The sequence below is a fragment of the Pseudomonas sp. HLT2-19-2 genome, assembly GCF_054898005.1.
In genome coordinates, this window is the sequence record NZ_CM142712.1 from 3,019,192 (window position 1) to 3,036,200 (window position 17,009).

General features: G+C 57.2%; 23 protein-coding genes, 2 tRNA genes and 2 pseudogenes. 8 read left to right on the top strand and 19 right to left on the bottom strand.

Going from position 1 to position 17,009, the window contains the following annotated elements; all coding sequences use genetic code 11:
* Nucleotides 1–8: 8 nt before the first annotated feature.
* Nucleotides 9–341 carry a cupredoxin domain-containing protein gene (locus ACYZTU_RS14060; RefSeq protein ID WP_461963586.1) on the bottom strand — a complete coding sequence of 111 codons (333 nt, stop codon included), beginning with the start codon at nt 339–341 and terminating at the stop codon, nt 9–11.
* Nucleotides 342–872 carry an iron transporter gene (locus tag ACYZTU_RS14065; protein WP_461963587.1) on the bottom strand — a complete coding sequence of 177 codons (531 nt, stop codon included), beginning with the start codon at nt 870–872 and terminating at the stop codon, nt 342–344.
* A gap of 185 nt (nt 873–1,057) precedes the next feature.
* Between ACYZTU_RS14065 and ACYZTU_RS14070 the strand changes: the two genes are divergently transcribed.
* The 3 genes from ACYZTU_RS14070 to ACYZTU_RS14080 all read left to right on the top strand — a co-directional run bounded on the left by ACYZTU_RS14070 (nt 1,058) and on the right by ACYZTU_RS14080 (nt 1,839).
* A complete protein-coding gene (locus ACYZTU_RS14070; RefSeq protein ID WP_461963589.1) occupies nt 1,058–1,279 on the top strand; it encodes a DUF3079 domain-containing protein in 222 nt (73 codons plus the stop codon).
* 204 nt (nt 1,280–1,483) lie between these two features.
* Nucleotides 1,484–1,557: transfer RNA gene (locus ACYZTU_RS14075), tRNA-Cys, on the top strand.
* Nucleotides 1,558–1,752: 195 nt separating this feature from the next.
* Nucleotides 1,753–1,839 (top strand) — tRNA-Leu (locus ACYZTU_RS14080).
* Between the two features lie 77 nt (nt 1,840–1,916).
* Here the strand turns inward: ACYZTU_RS14080 and ACYZTU_RS14085 are convergent.
* The 9 genes from ACYZTU_RS14085 to ACYZTU_RS14125 all read right to left on the bottom strand — a co-directional run bounded on the left by ACYZTU_RS14085 (nt 1,917) and on the right by ACYZTU_RS14125 (nt 8,805).
* Nucleotides 1,917–2,126 (bottom strand): hypothetical protein, encoded by a 210-nt coding sequence (locus ACYZTU_RS14085; RefSeq protein WP_461963591.1) that lies wholly within the window; start codon nt 2,124–2,126, stop codon nt 1,917–1,919.
* Nucleotides 2,127–2,694: 568 nt separating this feature from the next.
* Nucleotides 2,695–2,979, bottom strand: coding sequence for a hypothetical protein (locus tag ACYZTU_RS14090; RefSeq protein ID WP_449643720.1), 285 nt, complete (start codon nt 2,977–2,979; stop codon nt 2,695–2,697).
* Nucleotides 2,980–3,286: 307 nt separating this feature from the next.
* Nucleotides 3,287–3,517, bottom strand: a complete 231-nt coding sequence (locus ACYZTU_RS14095; protein ID WP_010460746.1) for a hypothetical protein — start codon at nt 3,515–3,517, stop codon at nt 3,287–3,289.
* 125 nt (nt 3,518–3,642) lie between these two features.
* Entirely contained in the window at nt 3,643–3,864 is a 222-nt protein-coding gene (locus tag ACYZTU_RS14100) for a hypothetical protein (RefSeq protein WP_461963593.1), read from the bottom strand.
* 72 nt (nt 3,865–3,936) lie between these two features.
* Nucleotides 3,937–4,977, bottom strand: a complete 1,041-nt coding sequence (locus ACYZTU_RS14105; protein WP_461963595.1) for a DNA topoisomerase IB — start codon at nt 4,975–4,977, stop codon at nt 3,937–3,939.
* Nucleotides 4,978–5,053: 76 nt separating this feature from the next.
* Entirely contained in the window at nt 5,054–6,133 is a 1,080-nt protein-coding gene (gene modC / locus ACYZTU_RS14110) for a molybdenum ABC transporter ATP-binding protein (protein WP_461963596.1), read from the bottom strand.
* A 3-nt stretch (nt 6,134–6,136) separates the two neighbouring features.
* A complete protein-coding gene (gene modB, locus ACYZTU_RS14115; protein WP_461963598.1) occupies nt 6,137–6,817 on the bottom strand; it encodes a molybdate ABC transporter permease subunit in 681 nt (226 codons plus the stop codon).
* Nucleotides 6,818–7,585, bottom strand: a complete 768-nt coding sequence (modA, locus tag ACYZTU_RS14120) for a molybdate ABC transporter substrate-binding protein (RefSeq protein WP_461963600.1) — start codon at nt 7,583–7,585, stop codon at nt 6,818–6,820.
* 155 nt (nt 7,586–7,740) lie between these two features.
* Complete coding sequence (locus ACYZTU_RS14125; protein WP_461963601.1) at nt 7,741–8,805, bottom strand: NAD(P)H-dependent flavin oxidoreductase; 1,065 nt, start codon at nt 8,803–8,805, stop codon at nt 7,741–7,743.
* A gap of 102 nt (nt 8,806–8,907) precedes the next feature.
* On the opposite strand from ACYZTU_RS14125, the pseudogene ACYZTU_RS14130 reads away from it, so the two are divergent.
* Nucleotides 8,908–9,033 (top strand): annotated as a pseudogene (locus tag ACYZTU_RS14130) (oxidoreductase); the annotation flags it as partial.
* Here ACYZTU_RS14130 and ada read toward each other — a convergent pair.
* The 5 genes and pseudogenes from ada to ACYZTU_RS14155 form a co-directional block, all read right to left on the bottom strand.
* Nucleotides 9,034–10,098, bottom strand: a complete 1,065-nt coding sequence (gene ada, locus ACYZTU_RS14135) for a bifunctional DNA-binding transcriptional regulator/O6-methylguanine-DNA methyltransferase Ada (protein WP_461963602.1) — start codon at nt 10,096–10,098, stop codon at nt 9,034–9,036.
* A gap of 85 nt (nt 10,099–10,183) precedes the next feature.
* Entirely contained in the window at nt 10,184–10,849 is a 666-nt protein-coding gene (alkB, locus tag ACYZTU_RS14140) for a DNA oxidative demethylase AlkB (protein ID WP_461963604.1), read from the bottom strand.
* 3 nt (nt 10,850–10,852) lie between these two features.
* Nucleotides 10,853–11,157: pseudogene (locus ACYZTU_RS14145) on the bottom strand (2OG-Fe(II) oxygenase); the annotation flags it as partial.
* Nucleotides 11,158–11,356: 199 nt separating this feature from the next.
* Nucleotides 11,357–11,533 carry a hypothetical protein gene (locus ACYZTU_RS14150; RefSeq protein ID WP_282375787.1) on the bottom strand — a complete coding sequence of 59 codons (177 nt, stop codon included), beginning with the start codon at nt 11,531–11,533 and terminating at the stop codon, nt 11,357–11,359.
* Between the two features lie 29 nt (nt 11,534–11,562).
* A complete protein-coding gene (locus ACYZTU_RS14155) occupies nt 11,563–11,865 on the bottom strand; it encodes a DUF1883 domain-containing protein (protein WP_282375786.1) in 303 nt (100 codons plus the stop codon).
* 212 nt (nt 11,866–12,077) lie between these two features.
* On the opposite strand from ACYZTU_RS14155, the gene ACYZTU_RS14160 reads away from it, so the two are divergent.
* Nucleotides 12,078–12,434, top strand: coding sequence for a hypothetical protein (locus tag ACYZTU_RS14160; RefSeq protein ID WP_461963606.1), 357 nt, complete (start codon nt 12,078–12,080; stop codon nt 12,432–12,434).
* Between the two features lie 72 nt (nt 12,435–12,506).
* On the top strand, nt 12,507–12,737 hold the full coding sequence (locus tag ACYZTU_RS14165; RefSeq protein ID WP_461963608.1) for a hypothetical protein: 231 nt from the start codon (nt 12,507–12,509) through the stop codon (nt 12,735–12,737).
* Between the two features lie 11 nt (nt 12,738–12,748).
* On the opposite strand, the gene ACYZTU_RS14170 is transcribed toward ACYZTU_RS14165, so the two are convergent.
* Entirely contained in the window at nt 12,749–13,030 is a 282-nt protein-coding gene (locus ACYZTU_RS14170) for a hypothetical protein (RefSeq protein ID WP_461963610.1), read from the bottom strand.
* 146 nt (nt 13,031–13,176) lie between these two features.
* Nucleotides 13,177–13,365 (bottom strand): hypothetical protein, encoded by a 189-nt coding sequence (locus tag ACYZTU_RS14175; RefSeq protein ID WP_461963612.1) that lies wholly within the window; start codon nt 13,363–13,365, stop codon nt 13,177–13,179.
* 266 nt (nt 13,366–13,631) lie between these two features.
* Between ACYZTU_RS14175 and galU the strand changes: the two genes are divergently transcribed.
* Entirely contained in the window at nt 13,632–14,471 is an 840-nt protein-coding gene (gene galU / locus ACYZTU_RS14180) for a UTP--glucose-1-phosphate uridylyltransferase GalU (protein ID WP_056739849.1), read from the top strand.
* 132 nt (nt 14,472–14,603) lie between these two features.
* Nucleotides 14,604–15,962, top strand: a complete 1,359-nt coding sequence (gorA, locus tag ACYZTU_RS14185; RefSeq protein ID WP_461963614.1) for a glutathione-disulfide reductase — start codon at nt 14,604–14,606, stop codon at nt 15,960–15,962.
* On the opposite strand, the gene ACYZTU_RS14190 is transcribed toward gorA, so the two are convergent.
* Complete coding sequence (locus tag ACYZTU_RS14190) at nt 15,959–16,978, bottom strand: DNA-binding protein (protein ID WP_461963616.1); 1,020 nt, start codon at nt 16,976–16,978, stop codon at nt 15,959–15,961. The two genes, gorA and ACYZTU_RS14190, sit on opposite strands and share 4 nt — an antisense overlap.
* Between the last annotated feature and the right edge of the window lie 31 nt (nt 16,979–17,009).

Here is a 17,009-nt window from a genome sequence, read left to right on the forward strand (position 1 = left end):
TGAACGGGTTATTTCGCGAGGATGCCGCCCTCGGGCAGTTGAGGGTTGAACTCGTCAAAGAAGGGGTAGTGACCGGGCCTGAGGGGGTGAATGACCACGAAGGTTGTCACTCCCGGCGACAGTACTTTTTCAACCCGCAATGGCGTGCTCTCGAATTCGGCTGGGCCTTGACCGATATTTTTCAGGATGATTTTGAAGCGCTGTCCGGCCGGAACCTCCAGCAAGGCGGGGGAGAAGTGGCCATCGCGCAGGCTCAGCTCATAGCTGGGTAACTCGGCATAAGCCGTCAATGGCATCACTGCTCCAGCAAGCATCAGCCAGGCAATGTGCAGGCGCTTCATTCAATAGCCGCCTTTTTTACCGATGCCGGCGTAGATGAACTCATAGTGCAATTCGCAGCGTTCAAACCAGGGGGCTACGCCAGTTTCCTTATCGGTATGGCGACCAAGGGATCCATGACCGCCGGGTGGCAGGACGGTAAAGGTCAGCTGATATTTACCTGGACCGAGCAGCTTTACATTGTCGCCATAGTGCGGACCGTCATTGGCGACCATGGCGTGGAAATCACCTTTGAGTTCGTTCTTATTGCCTTGTTTTTTCAAATTGAACGAGACGTTGAGGTACGGCACGAAACTGCCTTCCTGAAAGCCTTGTCGATTGTCCGCCGTGGCGCGAATGTCGGCTTCCAGATGCACATCGGAATCTGCAGTGGCCCGCATCATTCCGGCAGGTGCCATCTCGATCGGCTGCAAATACACCGCCCCGACTTCCAGCCCTGGACACAACTGGGGTTCCCCGATCGGGTATTCCTTGGCCTGAGCTAACGGTGTGAGCAAGAGCAGGGCGAGTGACAGCGAAAAGGTCGTACGCATGATGTCTTCCTGGGCACTAACGAGTAAGAACCCGAGTGTAGGAAGCTTTCTTGCGAATAATAATGATTGTTATCAAGTTTGCAGCGATTAAGGCATTCGATTTCAGTCCTTGATCCGTATCAAGGGCATTTTTGCACAAGCGATGTAGGTTGAAGGCACATCCTAGAGACGAACACGGGATCAACATGGCCAAGAATTTTCCCATAAGCCCCAAGCATCCCGAGCGCATTTGCTGGGGCTGCGACAGATACTGCCCAGCCAATTCCCTGGCGTGCGGCAATGGCTCCGACAGGACGATGCATCCGGCCGAAATGATCGGAGACGATTGGTACCTGCATGGGGACTGGGGCATTGAACCGTTGATTGCGTTGGAAGACGTAACGGACGATCCCAGCCAGAAGGGCTGAGCCAGCCCCTTGAAACATAGAAACCGCCTGACAGAATTTTTTTTGAAATCAAGGGGTTGCCAGCCTCGGGAAATCAGTACATAATTCACGCCATCGAAAGCACTGACCGCTGAAAAAGCTCAATGTTTTCAAGGAGTTAGATCGCGTATCTGATTCCAAGTTTGTACGCGTTTGATGTTGTGCTACATGACATCAGATGTTTGAGGCCGAGTAGCAAAATGGTTATGCAGTGGATTGCAAATCCACCTACGCCGGTTCGATTCCGACCTCGGCCTCCACTTTAAACGAGCTTCGTAGATCTATGATTTACGGAGCTTTTTTATTTGCGCTGTCCTGCAAGATTTAGTCTTGAAAAGGGCAGTCGCGAACTTGCTTCGCCGGGGCGGGATGTATATATTTCCCCCTCCGCTGCACAAGCGTCAGAACGGCCAGATCGTTATTTGGCTGTCTTCAGACTGCTTCACCGCGCTACCGCCCGAATGGCGAAACTGGTAGACGCATGGGACTTAAAATCCCCCGCTCGTAAGGGCGTGCCGGTTCGATTCCGGCTTCGGGCACCATCTTAAATCAAGGGTTTGCGGGCGAAAGCTGATGCAAACCCTTGTTTGTTTCTAGCCGGCTATTTTGTTGGGCGCAGCTATCGATGCCGGTCGTTAGTCGCTGGATTAGCCTCGCGTCGGTCTTCGCCAGAAGGGTTGCCTGTATTGACAAGCCTTCTCTCCACCAAGACATTTTGAAGGGCCTGGCGGGCTGCAGCGTCCAGCTGGTGCTCTCTCTCCTTGAGTTCAAGCAAGATGGGGCTGGACCAGGCGCGATAGGTTTGCTCGGTCTCACGAATTGATGTCATCTGTCCCCTCCTTGATGGGGGCCCGCCAACACCGTCGGCGCAATTTTGGTTCGATAGAACCCTAGTCGAGAAATCTGTTTGCCGCCAAAAAAAAGGGCATGGCGATGGTGCGCACCTCACTGACGTCGCTATTGACTTATCGTCAAAAAATATATTGATCAGTTTGTGTTTGTCTAACTTAAAAGTTGCGTTGTATTAATATAAAAAATAGTAACGAGGTGGAAGTTACGAGTCAGTTAGTGACTGCCGCTCAAAAGCAAAACCGCCAAGGGGGAACCATTCTCGGAAACCTTGAATCCTGGTGGAGCAGCGTAATTAAAACTGCTGATTATCCAGAGCTAAAGGTAATTGGACGTTGACGGCTGACGCGATCTGGATGACTTATAAAGCATTTGGAAAGGAATGCAATACTGTGCACAGTGGTGGGGTGCTTCAGTCTGACTAGACGATGAAGCAAGTAAGAAAACCAATAATAAATACAGTGTGCATTAAAGAATCATCTAACTAACGAAATCATGGCGTCAGCGGCCGAATCGAGTGAGCCCGATTCAGCCGCCGAAGCTGTCAGCTAAACGAAAGGCTGACCGGTAAAACCACGAGGCAATCGTTGCCGTCCTTCCATGGCGGTGAGTCGTTCTACCCAGGCCGCACGCCAGTCAATGGCAGTGTGCGTAACTTTGGCTTTGCGTGCGGCGCGGCGTGCAGCGTTGCGCTGGTCTTTGCGCGCATCCTTGAACGCGTCGGTTTCGCGGCAGCTTCTGCATTTCACCCGGGTAAGTTCGCTCGTTGAGACGAGTTTGCTGCCTTTGTGACCGCAGGCCAGATGCCCGCCGACTTTGAAGTGAGTAACCATCAGACGCCTCCTTGGTGACGTGTAATCGTTTGACCTCCAGCGTACGGTGACGTTCGTTGCTGGCGTAACGGGCAAAAAAAGGCCCGCGTGCGGGCGGGCCAGGGGATTCTTCAAAGGAGTCCGGTCAATGTAGAGCCTGAGATGTGAACGCCGTGTGAAATAGACTGCTTAGCCATAAAAAAGCCCAGCACCAGGCCGGGTTGGGGATGTACCAGGAAGCGATCAGGCAAGGACGCACTCGGTGACAACAATGTCGCCGTTCATGCGTCCTGAATCAGGCCGTATCCTTGAAGGTGTCCAGATCGAGTCATCTGAACCGCGGCAGGGGCGGGTCGACAGGTTTGAGCGACGACAGCGTATTGCGAATCAGTGGCGCGTCTTTCTCGATGTCGTTCAGACGATCACGAATTCTGAGGGCCGTCGGGTGCCCGCCTTGATGATCGACCCAGTCGGCGATTTCCTTGCACGCCGCTGCCAGGCGAGCCTGACGGGAGTCGAGCAGGGTGAGCAAAGTGGTGATGGACTCTTTTTCGGACATGGCAAACACCTCCGTTCAAGAAACCTGTATTTGGCAGCAAAAAGCCCGCTGGGAGCGAGCTTTCTGCCGATGGGGTCGCTGTTCCTTCAGCTTTCTCAGTATAGACCCGTAAAAGGCAGGTGACCTTAGCCTTGTCGGGCCGTCACTTGTGACCTGGCGTTTAAATGCCAGCATTCACGATGGGCATCTTCTTCACGGTCGAAACCGTCACCGATGAAGCCGTGGGTTCGAGTATCGGCGATGCGGTACCAAACGGCGGCGTCCGGTGGTGGATGGCTGGTTTCTCCGTCTCGGCGGCCATGGATGATGATCTTATTGCAACGTTTAACAACAAAAATGTCTTCCATGGCGCCACCGCAGCTAATTCGTGTTCAGAATAACTATAGAAGCCATTTGCGATCGTGCAAAAAATAGACGGGTCAGTTCGTCGCCTCAGCCATTGCGGCCCTCATCTCCAAAAACACCGCGAGCCCGACTTCCTCTGCCCTGAGCCCTTTGCGCGCTCGTGGCCTGGGCAGCTCAGCCAACGCACCCAGAAGAAAACCATCAAGCACCGCCGGGTGGATGTAGCACTTGCGGCAGACTGCCGGGGTGTTACCCAGCTGTTTGGCGACGTTCTTGACCATCTCCACCAAATGCCGCTTTGCATCCGACTCGGGTTCCCACTGCAGTTCCCGCAAAACCGCCAACGCCAACGCGCTGCCAGCCCAGGTGCGGTAATCCTTGGCAGTGAAGTCGGCGCCGGTGAGGGTTTGCAGGTAGGCGTTGACGTCGGAGGAACTGACGGCGTGCCGCTCACCGTTTTCATCCAGGTACTGAAACAGGTTTTGCCCGGGAATTTCCAGGCAGCGTTTGATAATTCGCGCCAAGCGCCGGTCTTTCACGGTGATCTGATGCTCGATGCCGCTCTTGCCGCGGAACTGGAACAGGATCGCACTGCCGTTGACCTCGACGTGACGGTTACGCAGGGTGGTGAGGCCGTAGGAGCGGTTGTCCCGAGCGTACTGGGTGTTGCCGACCCGGATCAGCGTCGCATCAAGCAAGGTGATGACCGTGGCCATGACCTTGTCGCGGCTGAAACCGGGAGCCGCCAGCAGTGCTTCAAGCTGTTTGCGCAGTTTCGGCAGGGCCAGGCCGAAGTCCCGCAGGCGCGAATATTTGTCGGCATCGCGCACTTCTCGCCAGCGTGAGTGATAACGGTATTGCTTGCGACCTCGGGCATCACGGCCGGTGGCTTGTAGATGTCCGCGCGGGTCGGCACAGATCCACACATCGGTATAGGCCGGGGGCACGGCGAGGGCGTTGATGCGGTTGATCTCATCCTGGTCGGTGATGCGCTGACCCGCAGGGTCGTAATAACAGAACTTGCCGCCCAGTTTCTTGCGGGTGATGCCGGGCTGGGTGTCATCGACGTAATGCAGGTCGGATGGCAGCACATCGGGCAGCGCGATATCGGACATGGCGATAGTCCTTGGCGGCGGATCAGGGGGCCGTTACAGCCATTGACCGCACACCATTGCAGTCGTGCCAGCGCATTTATGCCAGCACCGCCACCGCCTTGATCTGTGCCCAGAGTTGCTGGCCGGGGTGCACGCCCAATTGGTCCCGGGAGTAGCGGGTGATCCGCGCCAGCAGCGGTGTGCCGCCGGCGTCCAGACGGATCAGCACGTGGGCGGCGTTATCCGCGCCCATTTCACTGATCACGGTGACCGGCAGGCGATTGAGGATGCTGCTTTGCTCGACGCTTTGCAGGCTCAGGCTGACATCCCGCGCCTGAACCTTGCAGCGCAGCGCCTGACCCAAGGCCATCGGTGAGTGAGCCACTCGAATGTTCAGGGTCGTGTCGGGCAGTTGCAGGGTCAGCAACTGGTAGTCGGCGTCATGGGCACTAACGCGCCCCTCGACCACCACGCCGGCGTCGTCGCCCAGCGCCAAGGGCAGGTCGAGACGGGCCAGGGTTTCGCCGATAGGACCGCTGGCCAGTGCCTTGCCGTTACTGAGCAGGACGAGGTGGTCGGCCAGCCGCGCGACTTCATCCTGGGAATGGCTGACGTACAGCACCGGGATGTCCAGTTCATCATGCAGTCGCTGCAGGTACGGCAGGATTTCGTTTTTGCGCTGGCTATCCAAGGCTGCCAGCGGCTCGTCCATCAGCAATAGTTTGGGGCTGGTGAGCAGGGCGCGAGCGATGCCGATGCGCTGGCGTTCACCGCCCGAAAGATTCTGCGGATGGCGATCCAGCAGGTGGCCGATCCCAAGCAGTTCAGTCGCGTGAGCCATGTCGACCCGGCGCTGTTGGCGAGGAATGCGCTTGAGGCCGAACTCCAGATTGGCCAGCACCGAAAGATGGGGAAACAGGCTGGCTTCCTGGAAGACGTAACCCAGCGCACGTTTGTGTGGCGGCACGAAAATCTTCTTGTCGCTGTCCTGCCAGACTTCACCGTTGACTTGGATGAAACCTTGCTCGGCCTTCTCCAGGCCGGCGATGCAGCGCAGGCAGGTGGTCTTGCCCGAACCGGAATGACCGTAAAGTGCAGTGACTCCGCGGCCGGGCAATTGCAGATCCACCTCCAGGGTGAATCCCGAATACCTCAGTTTCAGACGCGTATGAATCATCGATCAGCTCCAGCCCAATTTGGTTTTACGGCTGGAGTAGAGCGCCAGCAACACAACAAAGGAGAACACCAGCATCGCCCCGGCCAGCCAATGGGCCTGGGCGTATTCCATCGCTTCGACGTGATCGTAGATCTGCACCGAGACCACGCGGGTTTTGTCGGGAATGTTACCGCCGATCATCAGCACCACGCCGAATTCACCGACGGTGTGGGCGAAACCGAGAATGGCAGCGGTGATGAAACCGGGGCGGGCCAGCGGCAGGATCACGCTGAAAAACGTGTCCCAGGGATTGGCGCGTAAGGTCGCGGCCACCTCCAATGGGCGAGTACCGATGGCAGAAAAAGCGTTTTGCAGTGGCTGGACCACGAACGGCATCGAGTAGAGCACCGAGCCGATCACCAGCCCAGCAAAACTGAACGTGAGGGTGCCGAGCCCCAGTGACTGGGTGAAGTGGCCGACAAACCCGTTAGGGCCGAGCGCCAGCAACAGGTAAAAGCCAATCACCGTCGGCGGCAGTACCAGGGGCAGGGCGACGATCGCCCCGACCGGGCCGCGCAACCACGAACGGGTGCGCGACAGCCATAACGCAATCGGAGTGCCGATGACCAGCAGGATGACTGTCGTCAGCGACGCCAGTTTCAGGGTCAGCCAGATGGCGGAAAAGTCGGCACTCGATAGCGTCATTTAGAGTTGGTAACCGTAGGATTTGATGACAGCGGCAGCTTTTGGGCCTTTGAGGTAGTCAACCAGCGCCTTGGCAGCCGGGTTGTCCTTGCCTTTGTTGAGGATCACCGCATCTTGTTTGATCGGGTCGTGCATGTCGGTTGGAACGATCCAGGCCGAACCGCTGGTGACTTTGCCGTCTTTGTAGATCTGCGACAAGGCCACAAAACCGATTTCGGCGTTGCCGGTGGAGACGAATTGGTAGGCCTGGGTGATGTTCTGGCCTTCGACGATCTTGGTTTTGACCTTGTCGGTCAGGCCCAGCTTGGCCAGCACCTGAGTAGCGGCCAGACCATAAGGCGCCGCTTTCGGGTTGGCGATGGACAGGTGTTGGTATTGGTTGTCGCTTAGCACTTTGCCCTTGGCATCGACGTAACCTTCCTTGGCCGACCACAGCGCCAGAGTGCCGACGGCGTAGGTGAAGCGCGAACCTTTGACCGTGTCGCCTTCGGTTTCGAGTTTTTGCGGGGTGGTGTCGTCTGCTGAGAGGAACACTTCGAACGGTGCGCCATTCTTTATCTGGGTGTAGAACTGCCCAGTGGCACCATAGGAAGCGACCAGTTTATGCCCGGTGTCTTTTTCGAAATCGGCGGCGATCGCCTGAATGGGTGCAGTGAAGTTGGCGGCGACGGCAACCTGGACTTCGTCCGCCTGGGCGGACCCGAAAGCGAACACTGCGAGCAGGGTTGTCAGGCAGGTTGGCGCAAAACGTGAGGCGCGAATGGTCATGAAACGGCTCCGTGGTAGGCAAGTGCAACGAGGGGGTAAGCGCTATATAGTGGAATATATAGCGAAATGCCTGCAAACGGAACGTGTTGGATGCGCGTTGTTGTGGCCACGCATGAATCAGTAGCAGCCTTCGGCAGCTGCTACATGGACGCGCGTTACCGACGAAGCAATTTCACCAACCCTTCTTCCGCCAGGCGCCGGGTCAGTTCAGCCGTGGTCGTTTCAACGCACAGCGTGAGCGCCTGACCCGCCCAGAGATTGCTGAAATCCGCTTCCCCCTTGGCCCGCAACGGCATCAACGCACCACCCGCCAGCGGGAAGGCCGGTGCTTTGGCGCTCATCGGCCCGAGTTCGCGCATCACCCGATTGAGAATTCCACGCGCCGGGCGTCCGGTGAAAATGTTCGTGACGGCTGTCTCACTTTCCTTGGCGGTGCGCAACGCCTTGTGATGAGAAGGGCTTACCTTGGCCTCTGGCGTGAACAAGTACGCTGTGCCCACTTGCACCGCCGAAGCGCCCAACAGGAAAGCTGCCGCGACGCCTCGTGCATCGGCAATACCGCCGGCAGCGATCACCGGCACCTTCACCGCGTCGACGATCTGCGGGACCAGCGCAAAGATCCCCACCTGGCTGCTCAGATCATCACTGAGAAACATGCCCCGATGGCCACCGGCTTCATACCCCATGGCGATGATCGCGTCACAACCGTGCTGCTCGAGCCAGATGGCTTCTTCGACAGTGGTGGCCGAGGAGAGTACTTTCGCTCCAGTGGCTTTCACGCGGTCCAGCAGGGACTTTTCCGGCAGGCCGAAGTGGAAACTCACGACTTCGGGACGAAGCTCTTCGATCACTTCGCAGGCCGTGTTATCGAACGGCGCTCGATTGGACACCGGCGTCGGCGCGTCGAAGTCCACGCCCAGTTCCCGGTAGTAAGGTTCCAGTAGATTCTTCCAGTCTCGAGCGCGTTGCTCATCGGTGGCGGGTGACTGATGGCAGAAGTAGTTGACGTTGATCGGGCGCCGAGTGTGTTGGCGAATCGTTGTCAGCTCCTCGCGCAACTGATCGATGCTCAACATGGCGGCAGGCATCGAGCCCAGGCCGCCGGCGTTACTGGCTGCGATAACCATGGCCGAACCGGTCGCGCCGGCCATGGGCGCCTGGATGATCGGCAGTTCAATGCCGAGCAGGTCAAGAATGCGAGTGTCTGGCCATTTGCTCATTTGAAAGGTTCTCCGACGTCATAACAGGGCAGGGACGGTAGGGCCGTTTTTGTATCAGCAATGACTGATACAAGGCCAGTCGAGTTTTCAGTTCGTGTGCCGGATCTCGACTTCGCCTTGCTGCCGCTGATCAGCCACGAAATCGGCTTGAGTGAAGCGATCGACGCCGCTTCGCGGTTGCTCGCGGGGCAATTGCGTGGGCGGGTTGTGGTGGATGTGAATCGCTGATTACAGGGCTTCACGCTCCAGCAATTGCCGTTTGCGTTCTACACCCCAGCGATAGCCTGACAGGTTGCCGTCGCTGCGCACCACGCGGTGGCATGGAATCGCCACCGCCAGAGTGTTCGCGCCGCAGGCTTGAGCCACGGCGCGCATCGCTTTTGGCGCGCCGATTCGCTGGGCGATATCGGCGTAGCTCGCAGTGCAGCCAACAGGAATTTCGCGCAAGGCTTGCCAGACCCGCTCTTGAAAAGCGGTGCCGCGAACATCCAGCGGCAAATCCAGGCCCAAGGCCGGGGCTTCGATAAAACCGACCACCTTGGCGATCAGTTGCTCGAACGCGTGGTCGGCGCCAATCAGATTCGCACGCCGAAATTTGTCCTGCAGATCGCAGACCAGTTGATGCGGATCATCTCCGAGCAGGATCGCGCAAACTCCCCGTTCACTCTGTGCCACCAGAATCGCCCCCAGGGAACACTGGCCGACGGCAAAACGAATGTGGTTGTTCTGGCCTTCTGAGCGGTAATCACCGGGTTTCATGCCTAATAGTTGATCGGCTGCTTCATAGAAACGACTGTTGGAGTTGAAGCCAGCCTCATACAGCGCGTCGGTCACTGAGCCGCCATTGGCTAGACGTTCACGGACTCTGCGCGAGCGATGGGCGGTAGCGTAACCCTTGGGCGTCAGACCGGTAACTGCTTTGAATACCCGATGGAAGTGAAAGCTGCTGAGGCCGGCAGCCAAGGCCAGTTCGCTCAGTACAGGCAGATTTTCCGCGGTTTCAATCTGGCGGCAAGCGGCGGCCACGGTCGCGGCATGTTGCGCGGCGAGGTCGCTTTGATCCTTCGCTGCTCGTTTGCTGGGGCGATAACCCGCCGCCTGCGCCTGCTCGGCGGTGTCGAAGAATTCGACATTCTGCGGTTTCGGCAAGCGCGCCAGGCTGCTGGGGCGGCAGTAGATACCGGTCGTTTTCACCGCGTACACAAATTGACCGTCTGCCCGGGGATCACGCGCAACGACGGTGGCCCAGCGAGGATCATTCTCGGTGGCGATCTTTGTCGAATGGCTTGTCATGGTTTCATGTCCTGACCTGTTTCATTCAGATTAACCAGCCGACGGGGGCGCTGCACCCCGGGTCTTGCGGTCGAATTCGAGGGCTTCATCCAGCGGTACGAAAGGTGAAGTTGATGCGTTGTTCGCCCAGTCGCGGGTGTTGGCCGTCCTTGATCGGCAAGACGCCGTGATACCGCAAGCGATCCACACCGCCCCAGACCACGATGTCGCCATGCAACAGCTGTACCCGCTGGCTTTTATCGCTGCGCTCGAAACCGCCGAACAAGAACATCGCCGGCAATCCCAGGGACACTGAAACAATGGGTGCAGCGTAGGAAACTTCGTCCTTGTCCTGGTGTAACGACATCTTGGCTCCGGGAACATAACGGTTGATCAGGCAGGAATCAGGCACGAAATCCGCAAACCCCGCTTCCCGCGCCGCCGCTTGTGCCAGTTCGAAAAACACGTCGGGCATTTTCGGCCAGGGTTGACCGGTCTGCGGATCATTGCGGGTATAGCGATAACCGCTGCGATTGGTGGTCCAACCCAGCGCGCCGCAACTGCTCAAGGCGACCGACATGGTAAAGCCCCCGGGCGTGATCATTTGTCGAAACGGTGCAGCCGCCAGAACCGCGTCCAGTGCGGGCAGCAACTGGTCCAGCCAGGGCAGAGCAAAGCCTCTGAGGACGCAGGACTGTTCGCCGATCCGATCAAGCCTGGGTTGCTGCTCGGGTTCCGCGTCGGCAAACAAGTCGAAGGTGGTTGGGTTCATGGGTCATAACGCATCGTGAAAGATGATTCCAAGGGTATGCCGTTTTCCACTGTGCAGGCGACTCACGTTGTGGCGCAGGCCACTTGCAGTGGGAAAATGTGTTCGCCGTACAGATCCTGATGAAGGCAGTTGTAGTCCTGCGGGCCATATTGCAGCAACAACGGCGTCGGGCGTTCCTGACCGGCGGCATGGCAGCGTTCGAGGAACGCTTCATGCGTTTCAGGGAGGCGGGTCGGCAGGTCCATGTGCTCGTACCAGCGATTGGCTATCGGCACCAGTCGAGGGTAGAGCGACCTGCGCAAATGGGCGGCGCTGAACGCGAGCAGCAAGACGGCCAAGGCTGGAACTGTCGCTGATAAAGCGAATCGAGAGAGCACACATGTTCTGACTCCTTAACCAAAGGTTGAGGTGGCCAGTCTAGGGAGCGGTGAGTGGGTGATCACTCCGGCGCTTGCGGTCGAATTTCAGACGGGGGAGCAGACGTCCTTGTTGTCGCTCCGGTTCCCGTTACAGCGCTTTGCTGACGCTGATTTCGCTGATGACGTCTTCGCTGGAACCATGAATGGCGTCCAGCGCGGCCTTGGCTTCTTCTTCGGTGCCTTTTTCAAGCTGGGCAAATTCGAAGCGACGCTCACCGTTGAGTTTGTATTTGATGACGTATTTGGTCGTTTGGGCCACGGTCATAGCTGCCTGGTTCTCGTGCTGGGTGTCACTCAGCTCAGTTTCGTGCTGGAGCGGCGGATAATCTTGATGGTGTGAGTCAGGGTCGGTGTGCGAGTCACGCTGATCGGCCGGCGGTTGACCGTGTCGATGGTGATGTTCCAGAAACCGGTGCTCGGTGCAGTAATCCGCGCCGGGAAAGTGTCGAACGCACCGCCGTGGTAAGTGTGGCGACCGCCATTCTTGAAGCTGCGGAAATTGGCGTCGTTCATCAAGCGGATGTTGCATGTTTGGGAGCATTGAATGACGACGATGTCGTCTTCGTTGAGGTGCTCGCGTTGGTGGATAAATTTCATGAGGCGCCTCCAGAAGGGCTTTTTCTACAAAATCAAAACGATAGCATGGGCGATTGGCGCAGTTTATCAGCCCGAACGGGTTATTATCCGGTCGTCGTGGTCCGCTTTGACAATTAAAAACAGTTATACGGAATTCTATGAGCGATAAACGCAGTAAGCCTCGGAGAAAAACAGCATTTGTACTGTCGGAGTGTCTTTATCGGAGGTTTTGTATGAAGTGGGGTGTGCTGGTCCTGCCTATGGCGATAGCGATGAGTGGCTGTGCGAGTGTTTCGGAAATCAATGAGACGCTGCCCACCATGAGCGTGATTTCAGGCAAGAAACCTCACGAGTACGCGCAATGCCTGACCGAAAAACTGTCCAGCAGCCGGGGAGCGCTGCAAGTCGAGCCGCAGAAGGACGGTGTGCGAGTCATCGTGCCGCAGAAGTTCTCCTCGGGCCCGGCCGCGGTATTTGATATCGAAGACCGTTCCACTGGCAGCAGCATCAAGTTGCATGAGCGCATCTCCAATGTGCCGTTGCGCCCAATGGATGTACGCAATGCCGCTACTGCGTGCATTTCCGGCTGATAGACTGTTGCTAGTCCGCACCGATGCCGCCAAAGCAGCGCTTTGGCGGCATTGTCATTTCTGGAGTCGAGTATGAAGCGAGAGCAGGTACGGGCGCGCCATAAAGAGGGTCACATTTCTGCCACCCACGTCATTCAAAATCCGGCGAATTCGGGAGAATGGATCGTGTTTTTCAAGAAGAGCGCCGGGCGCAGTTATTTTCTGGTGGATGAAAACGATGAAGTCGAATCCTTCAGTCGTCTCGACGATCTGATCGAGACGGTGCGCGGCCTCGGGATCAAGTTCGCCGAAATTCACATGTAGGGCAGGTCGCTTTACTTGCAGACCACCACGACACTGCGGTTCTTGTAATTACCGACGTCGACGCCCAGGGTCTTGTCGCTTTCCTGGGGCGAAGGTGTTCCGTCGGTACCGACGATTCGATAACCGGTGCCGGCGCAAGAGGCATCGGCTTTTTCATAGCAGGTCGCCCAAGAGTTGGCTTCCCCGGAGCAATCAATGGCCAGGCCTTGTTCGCCGTTGTTCAGGTAAGTCGTTTCCGAAGTGGCGCAGCCGCTCAGGGCCAGTACCGCAATCAGTGGCAAAAATTTATTCATGTCGTTTTCGTTGTCGTCGTCAGGATGATGGGGCTGAGCCTGTGACAGCGCTGCCATCAAAAGGTTATAGCGAATGGCCACTTCATTGCAGATAATTACAAAAAAGCCCTGCGTTACAGCAGGGCTTTGGTCGAGTCAGGTGTTTCTCAGGACTTATCCTTGCCGCGTCGTTTTGGGCCTGCGGGTTGATCTTGCAACACCGATGCCACCTCAATCGCCAACGCTTCGGTAGGGAAAGGCCCGGCGATATTTTCGCCGCCTGCACTGTCTACCCACCACTGTCCGTCTTTTGCCTGATTGATCAGGTATCCGTTGACGCTTTTTGCTACCGACATCTATCTGCCTCGTTGACTGGTTCAATCGCGCAATGATAGCGCCAAATTCACTCAGCGGGTGCTGATGGTGTAGGGTTGTGCGATTCGCGGCCGTGCAGATCTGATGGTCTGTGCTATCTATAAAGGCTGCGGAGCTATCTCGGGAACTATCCGCGAGAATATTTCTCTATGATGGCATCGGTTAGCCAGCGCGGGGCATTGTAAGGTGCTCGCCGCCTGATTAGACTGCGCCGAAACTCGTACACACAGCCCTATCAAGGACTTTTATGATCAAGAAATGCTTGTTCCCAGCAGCCGGTTACGGTACTCGCTTCCTGCCAGCGACTAAAGCCATGCCCAAAGAAATGCTGCCGGTGGTAAACAAGCCACTGATCCAGTACGGCGTCGAAGAAGCACTGGACGCTGGGTTGACCGAAATCTCCATCGTCACCGGTCGCGGCAAACGCGCGCTGGAAGACCACTTCGACATCAGCTATGAGTTGGAAAACCAGATCAAGGGCACCGACAAGGAAAAATACCTGGTTGGTATCCGTAAACTGCTCGACGAATGCTCGTTCTCCTACACCCGTCAGACCGAAATGAAAGGCTTGGGCCACGCGATCCTGACTGGCCGCCCATTGATCGGTGACGAACCGTTCGCGGTAGTGCTGGCGGACGACTTGTGCGTCAACCTCGAAGGCGACGGCGTACTGACCCAGATGGTCAAGCTGTACGAGCAGTATCGCTGCACCATCGTCGCGATCCAGGAAGTGGATCCGCAGGAAACCAACAAGTACGGCGTGATCGCTGGCGAGTTGATCGCTGATGACCTGTACCGCGTGCGTAACATGGTCGAAAAACCGGCTCCGGAAGACGCTCCGTCGAACCTGGCGATCATCGGTCGTTACATCCTGACTCCGGACATTTTCGAGCTGATCAAGCAAACCGAGCCAGGAAAAGGCGGCGAGATCCAGATCACCGACGCCCTGATGAAGCAGGCGAAGAACGGTTGCGTGATAGCCTACAAATTCAAGGGCCAGCGTTTCGACTGCGGTGGCGCTGAAGGCTACATTGAGGCGACCAACTTCTGCTTCGAGAACTTCTACAAGACTGGCAAGGCCTACTAATAGCCTCTGACCTACTTGTATTGAAAAGCCACCTTCGGGTGGCTTTTTCATTTTCCGTCCCCATATCGTTTGCAGCGCTTGCCCAAGGGATGTCTGCGGGTATGCTTGTGGACTGCCGAGGAGATTGAAAACATGGCCTACGATTTTGACCTTTATGTGATTGGCGCCGGTTCCGGCGGTGTGCGGGCTGCGCGTTTTGCTGCCGGTTTTGGCGCGAAAGTGGCTGTGGCCGAGAGCCGCTACCTAGGTGGCACTTGTGTGAATGTCGGCTGCGTACCGAAGAAGCTGTTGGTCTACGGCGCACACTTCGCCGAAGACTTCGAGCAGTCGCAAGGTTTTGGCTGGACGCCGGGCGAAGCGAAGTTCGATTGGGCGACCCTGATCGCCAACAAGGATCGCGAGATCAATCGCCTGAACGGCATCTATCGCAACCTGCTGGTTAACAGCGGCGTGACCTTGCATGAAGGCCACGCCAAGATCGTTGATCCGCACCAGGTTGAGATCAATGGCGAGCGCTACACCGCCAAAAACATCCTGATTGCTACCGGCGGCTGGCCGCAGATTCCGGAGATTCCGGGGCACGAACACGCGATCAGTTCCAACCAGGCGTTCTTCCTCAAAGAACTGCCCAAGCGCGTTCTGGTGGTGGGCGGTGGTTATATCGCTGTCGAGTTCGCCGGAATCTTCCACGGTCTGGGTGCCGAGACCACGTTGCTTTATCGCGGTGAGCTATTCCTGCGTGGCTTCGACGGTGCAGTGCGCAAGCACCTGCAAGAAGAACTGACCAAGCGCGGCATGGACCTACAGTTCAATGCCGACATCGAACGTATCGACAAGCAGTCCGATGGCAGCCTGAAGGTGACGCTCAAGGATGGCCGTGAGCTGGAGGCGGATTGTGTGTTCTACGCCACCGGTCGCCGCCCGATGCTCGACAATCTTGGGCTGGAAAACACAGGCGTAAAACTCGACAAGAAAGGTTTCGTCGAGGTCGACGAGCAGTATCAGACTGCAGAGCCGTCCATCCTGGCGCTTGGCGATGTGATCGGCCGGGTTCAGCTGACACCAGTCGCGCTGGCCGAAGGCATGGCCGTGGCGCGACGCTTGTTCAAGCCTGAGCAATATCGCCCAGTGGATTACAAGCTGATTCCGACCGCGGTGTTCAGCCTGCCGAACATTGGCACGGTCGGCTTGACCGAGGAAGAGGCCCGGGAGGCCGGGCACGAGGTGGTGATCTTCGAAAGCCGCTTCCGTCCAATGAAGCTGACCCTGACCGAATGCCAGGAGCGCACCCTGATGAAGCTGGTGGTGGACGCCAAGACCGACAAGGTTCTGGGCTGCCACATGGTCGGTCCGGATGCCGGGGAAATTGTTCAAGGCCTGGCAATTGCCTTGAAGGCTGGCGCCACCAAGCGCGATTTCGACGAAACCATCGGCGTGCATCCGACCGCCGCCGAAGAGTTCGTCACCCTGCGCACGCCGGTCGCGGGTTAATCGTCCTTTTTGGGCTCTGATGCGTCTGGCGCTATCGCAATGACGGCCGCCAGGCGCACGCTCTCATCCAGTCTCGCCTGAGTCTTGAGCAACTCAATTTCCAACCCTTTGTTAATCTGCGACTGCTCGTCGACGCTCTGCTTCAGCGACTGGCTTTCCAGCTGGGCCGCGTGCAAGCGTTCCTGGAGGAGGGTGCGTTCGCTGTCAATACGGTTGATCTGTTCCAGGAACTGATCCTGTCGAGCATTGGTTTGTTTGAGTTGATCCTGCAGCAGGCTCAACTCTCTCAAGGTGCCACGGTTCTCCGTCAACAAGCGCTCGTTGTCGCGGTGCAGTTGCGTGATCTCATCCTGGCGCACCAATGCGCTCTGTTGAGCTTGGCGCAATTCCATCTGAATCTGCTGCACCTGGCTTTCGTGGCGGCGCTGCTCCTGCTCGCGCTGTTCTTTGACTGCGTTGCGGTAGTGTTCCAGTGCGTCGCGAGCATGTAGGTGTTTCTCTTCAAGGGAGCGGATCTGCTCATCCTTGTCTTTCAAGCGTAATTCGAAATCGGCCAGTGCCTGGTTCAGTCCGGCGTTGCGGGTTTGCTCGGTCTGCAATATGGAACGGGTTTCTTGCAGCGCCTCGGATTCCTGAGTCAGTGCCAGGCTTTGAATTTCGTATTGCTGATGCAATTCGGCATTGGCTTGTTGAGCTTCCTTCAGCTGTATTTCCAGCTCTTTTCGCTGCTGATCGAACTGCGCGCGTGCTTGGTCGATGGGTTCTTGCGCCTGTTCCTTGAGGCGTTGCGCCAAGCGTGAGACCAGGCTTGCCAGCTCATCATCAATGGGCTCAGAAGGCGTTTCGGCGCGCTCGCTGCCGTCGTCCAGCTCCTTCAAATAGCGGTGGATAGTGGTTTTTGAGCCGGTATTGCCCATCTCGATCCGTACCGCGTCGATGCTGGGGTTTTCGCCTCGGGCAAGGATCGCCAAACGTGCCGCTTGCACTACTGCTTTATTAACGCCGCCACGAGCCATGTCTTCTCCTACGATTTCGTACTGTGGTACA

Coding starts and splice junctions, on each gene's coding strand:
- ACYZTU_RS14060 (WP_461963586.1), bottom strand. CDS start 341: ATGAAGCGCCTGCACATTGCCTGGCTGATGCTTGCTGGAGCAGTGATG.
- ACYZTU_RS14065 (WP_461963587.1), bottom strand. CDS start 872: ATGCGTACGACCTTTTCGCTGTCACTCGCCCTGCTCTTGCTCACACCG.
- ACYZTU_RS14070 (WP_461963589.1), top strand. CDS start 1,058: ATGGCCAAGAATTTTCCCATAAGCCCCAAGCATCCCGAGCGCATTTGC.
- ACYZTU_RS14085 (WP_461963591.1), bottom strand. CDS start 2,126: ATGACATCAATTCGTGAGACCGAGCAAACCTATCGCGCCTGGTCCAGC.
- ACYZTU_RS14090 (WP_449643720.1), bottom strand. CDS start 2,979: ATGGTTACTCACTTCAAAGTCGGCGGGCATCTGGCCTGCGGTCACAAA.
- ACYZTU_RS14095 (WP_010460746.1), bottom strand. CDS start 3,517: ATGTCCGAAAAAGAGTCCATCACCACTTTGCTCACCCTGCTCGACTCC.
- ACYZTU_RS14100 (WP_461963593.1), bottom strand. CDS start 3,864: ATGGAAGACATTTTTGTTGTTAAACGTTGCAATAAGATCATCATCCAT.
- ACYZTU_RS14105 (WP_461963595.1), bottom strand. CDS start 4,977: ATGTCCGATATCGCGCTGCCCGATGTGCTGCCATCCGACCTGCATTAC.
- modC (WP_461963596.1), bottom strand. CDS start 6,133: ATGATTCATACGCGTCTGAAACTGAGGTATTCGGGATTCACCCTGGAG.
- modB (WP_461963598.1), bottom strand. CDS start 6,817: ATGACGCTATCGAGTGCCGACTTTTCCGCCATCTGGCTGACCCTGAAA.
- modA (WP_461963600.1), bottom strand. CDS start 7,585: ATGACCATTCGCGCCTCACGTTTTGCGCCAACCTGCCTGACAACCCTG.
- ACYZTU_RS14125 (WP_461963601.1), bottom strand. CDS start 8,805: ATGAGCAAATGGCCAGACACTCGCATTCTTGACCTGCTCGGCATTGAA.
- ada (WP_461963602.1), bottom strand. CDS start 10,098: ATGACAAGCCATTCGACAAAGATCGCCACCGAGAATGATCCTCGCTGG.
- alkB (WP_461963604.1), bottom strand. CDS start 10,849: ATGAACCCAACCACCTTCGACTTGTTTGCCGACGCGGAACCCGAGCAG.
- ACYZTU_RS14150 (WP_282375787.1), bottom strand. CDS start 11,533: ATGACCGTGGCCCAAACGACCAAATACGTCATCAAATACAAACTCAAC.
- ACYZTU_RS14155 (WP_282375786.1), bottom strand. CDS start 11,865: ATGAAATTTATCCACCAACGCGAGCACCTCAACGAAGACGACATCGTC.
- ACYZTU_RS14160 (WP_461963606.1), top strand. CDS start 12,078: ATGAAGTGGGGTGTGCTGGTCCTGCCTATGGCGATAGCGATGAGTGGC.
- ACYZTU_RS14165 (WP_461963608.1), top strand. CDS start 12,507: ATGAAGCGAGAGCAGGTACGGGCGCGCCATAAAGAGGGTCACATTTCT.
- ACYZTU_RS14170 (WP_461963610.1), bottom strand. CDS start 13,030: ATGAATAAATTTTTGCCACTGATTGCGGTACTGGCCCTGAGCGGCTGC.
- ACYZTU_RS14175 (WP_461963612.1), bottom strand. CDS start 13,365: ATGTCGGTAGCAAAAAGCGTCAACGGATACCTGATCAATCAGGCAAAA.
- galU (WP_056739849.1), top strand. CDS start 13,632: ATGATCAAGAAATGCTTGTTCCCAGCAGCCGGTTACGGTACTCGCTTC.
- gorA (WP_461963614.1), top strand. CDS start 14,604: ATGGCCTACGATTTTGACCTTTATGTGATTGGCGCCGGTTCCGGCGGT.
- ACYZTU_RS14190 (WP_461963616.1), bottom strand. CDS start 16,978: ATGGCTCGTGGCGGCGTTAATAAAGCAGTAGTGCAAGCGGCACGTTTG.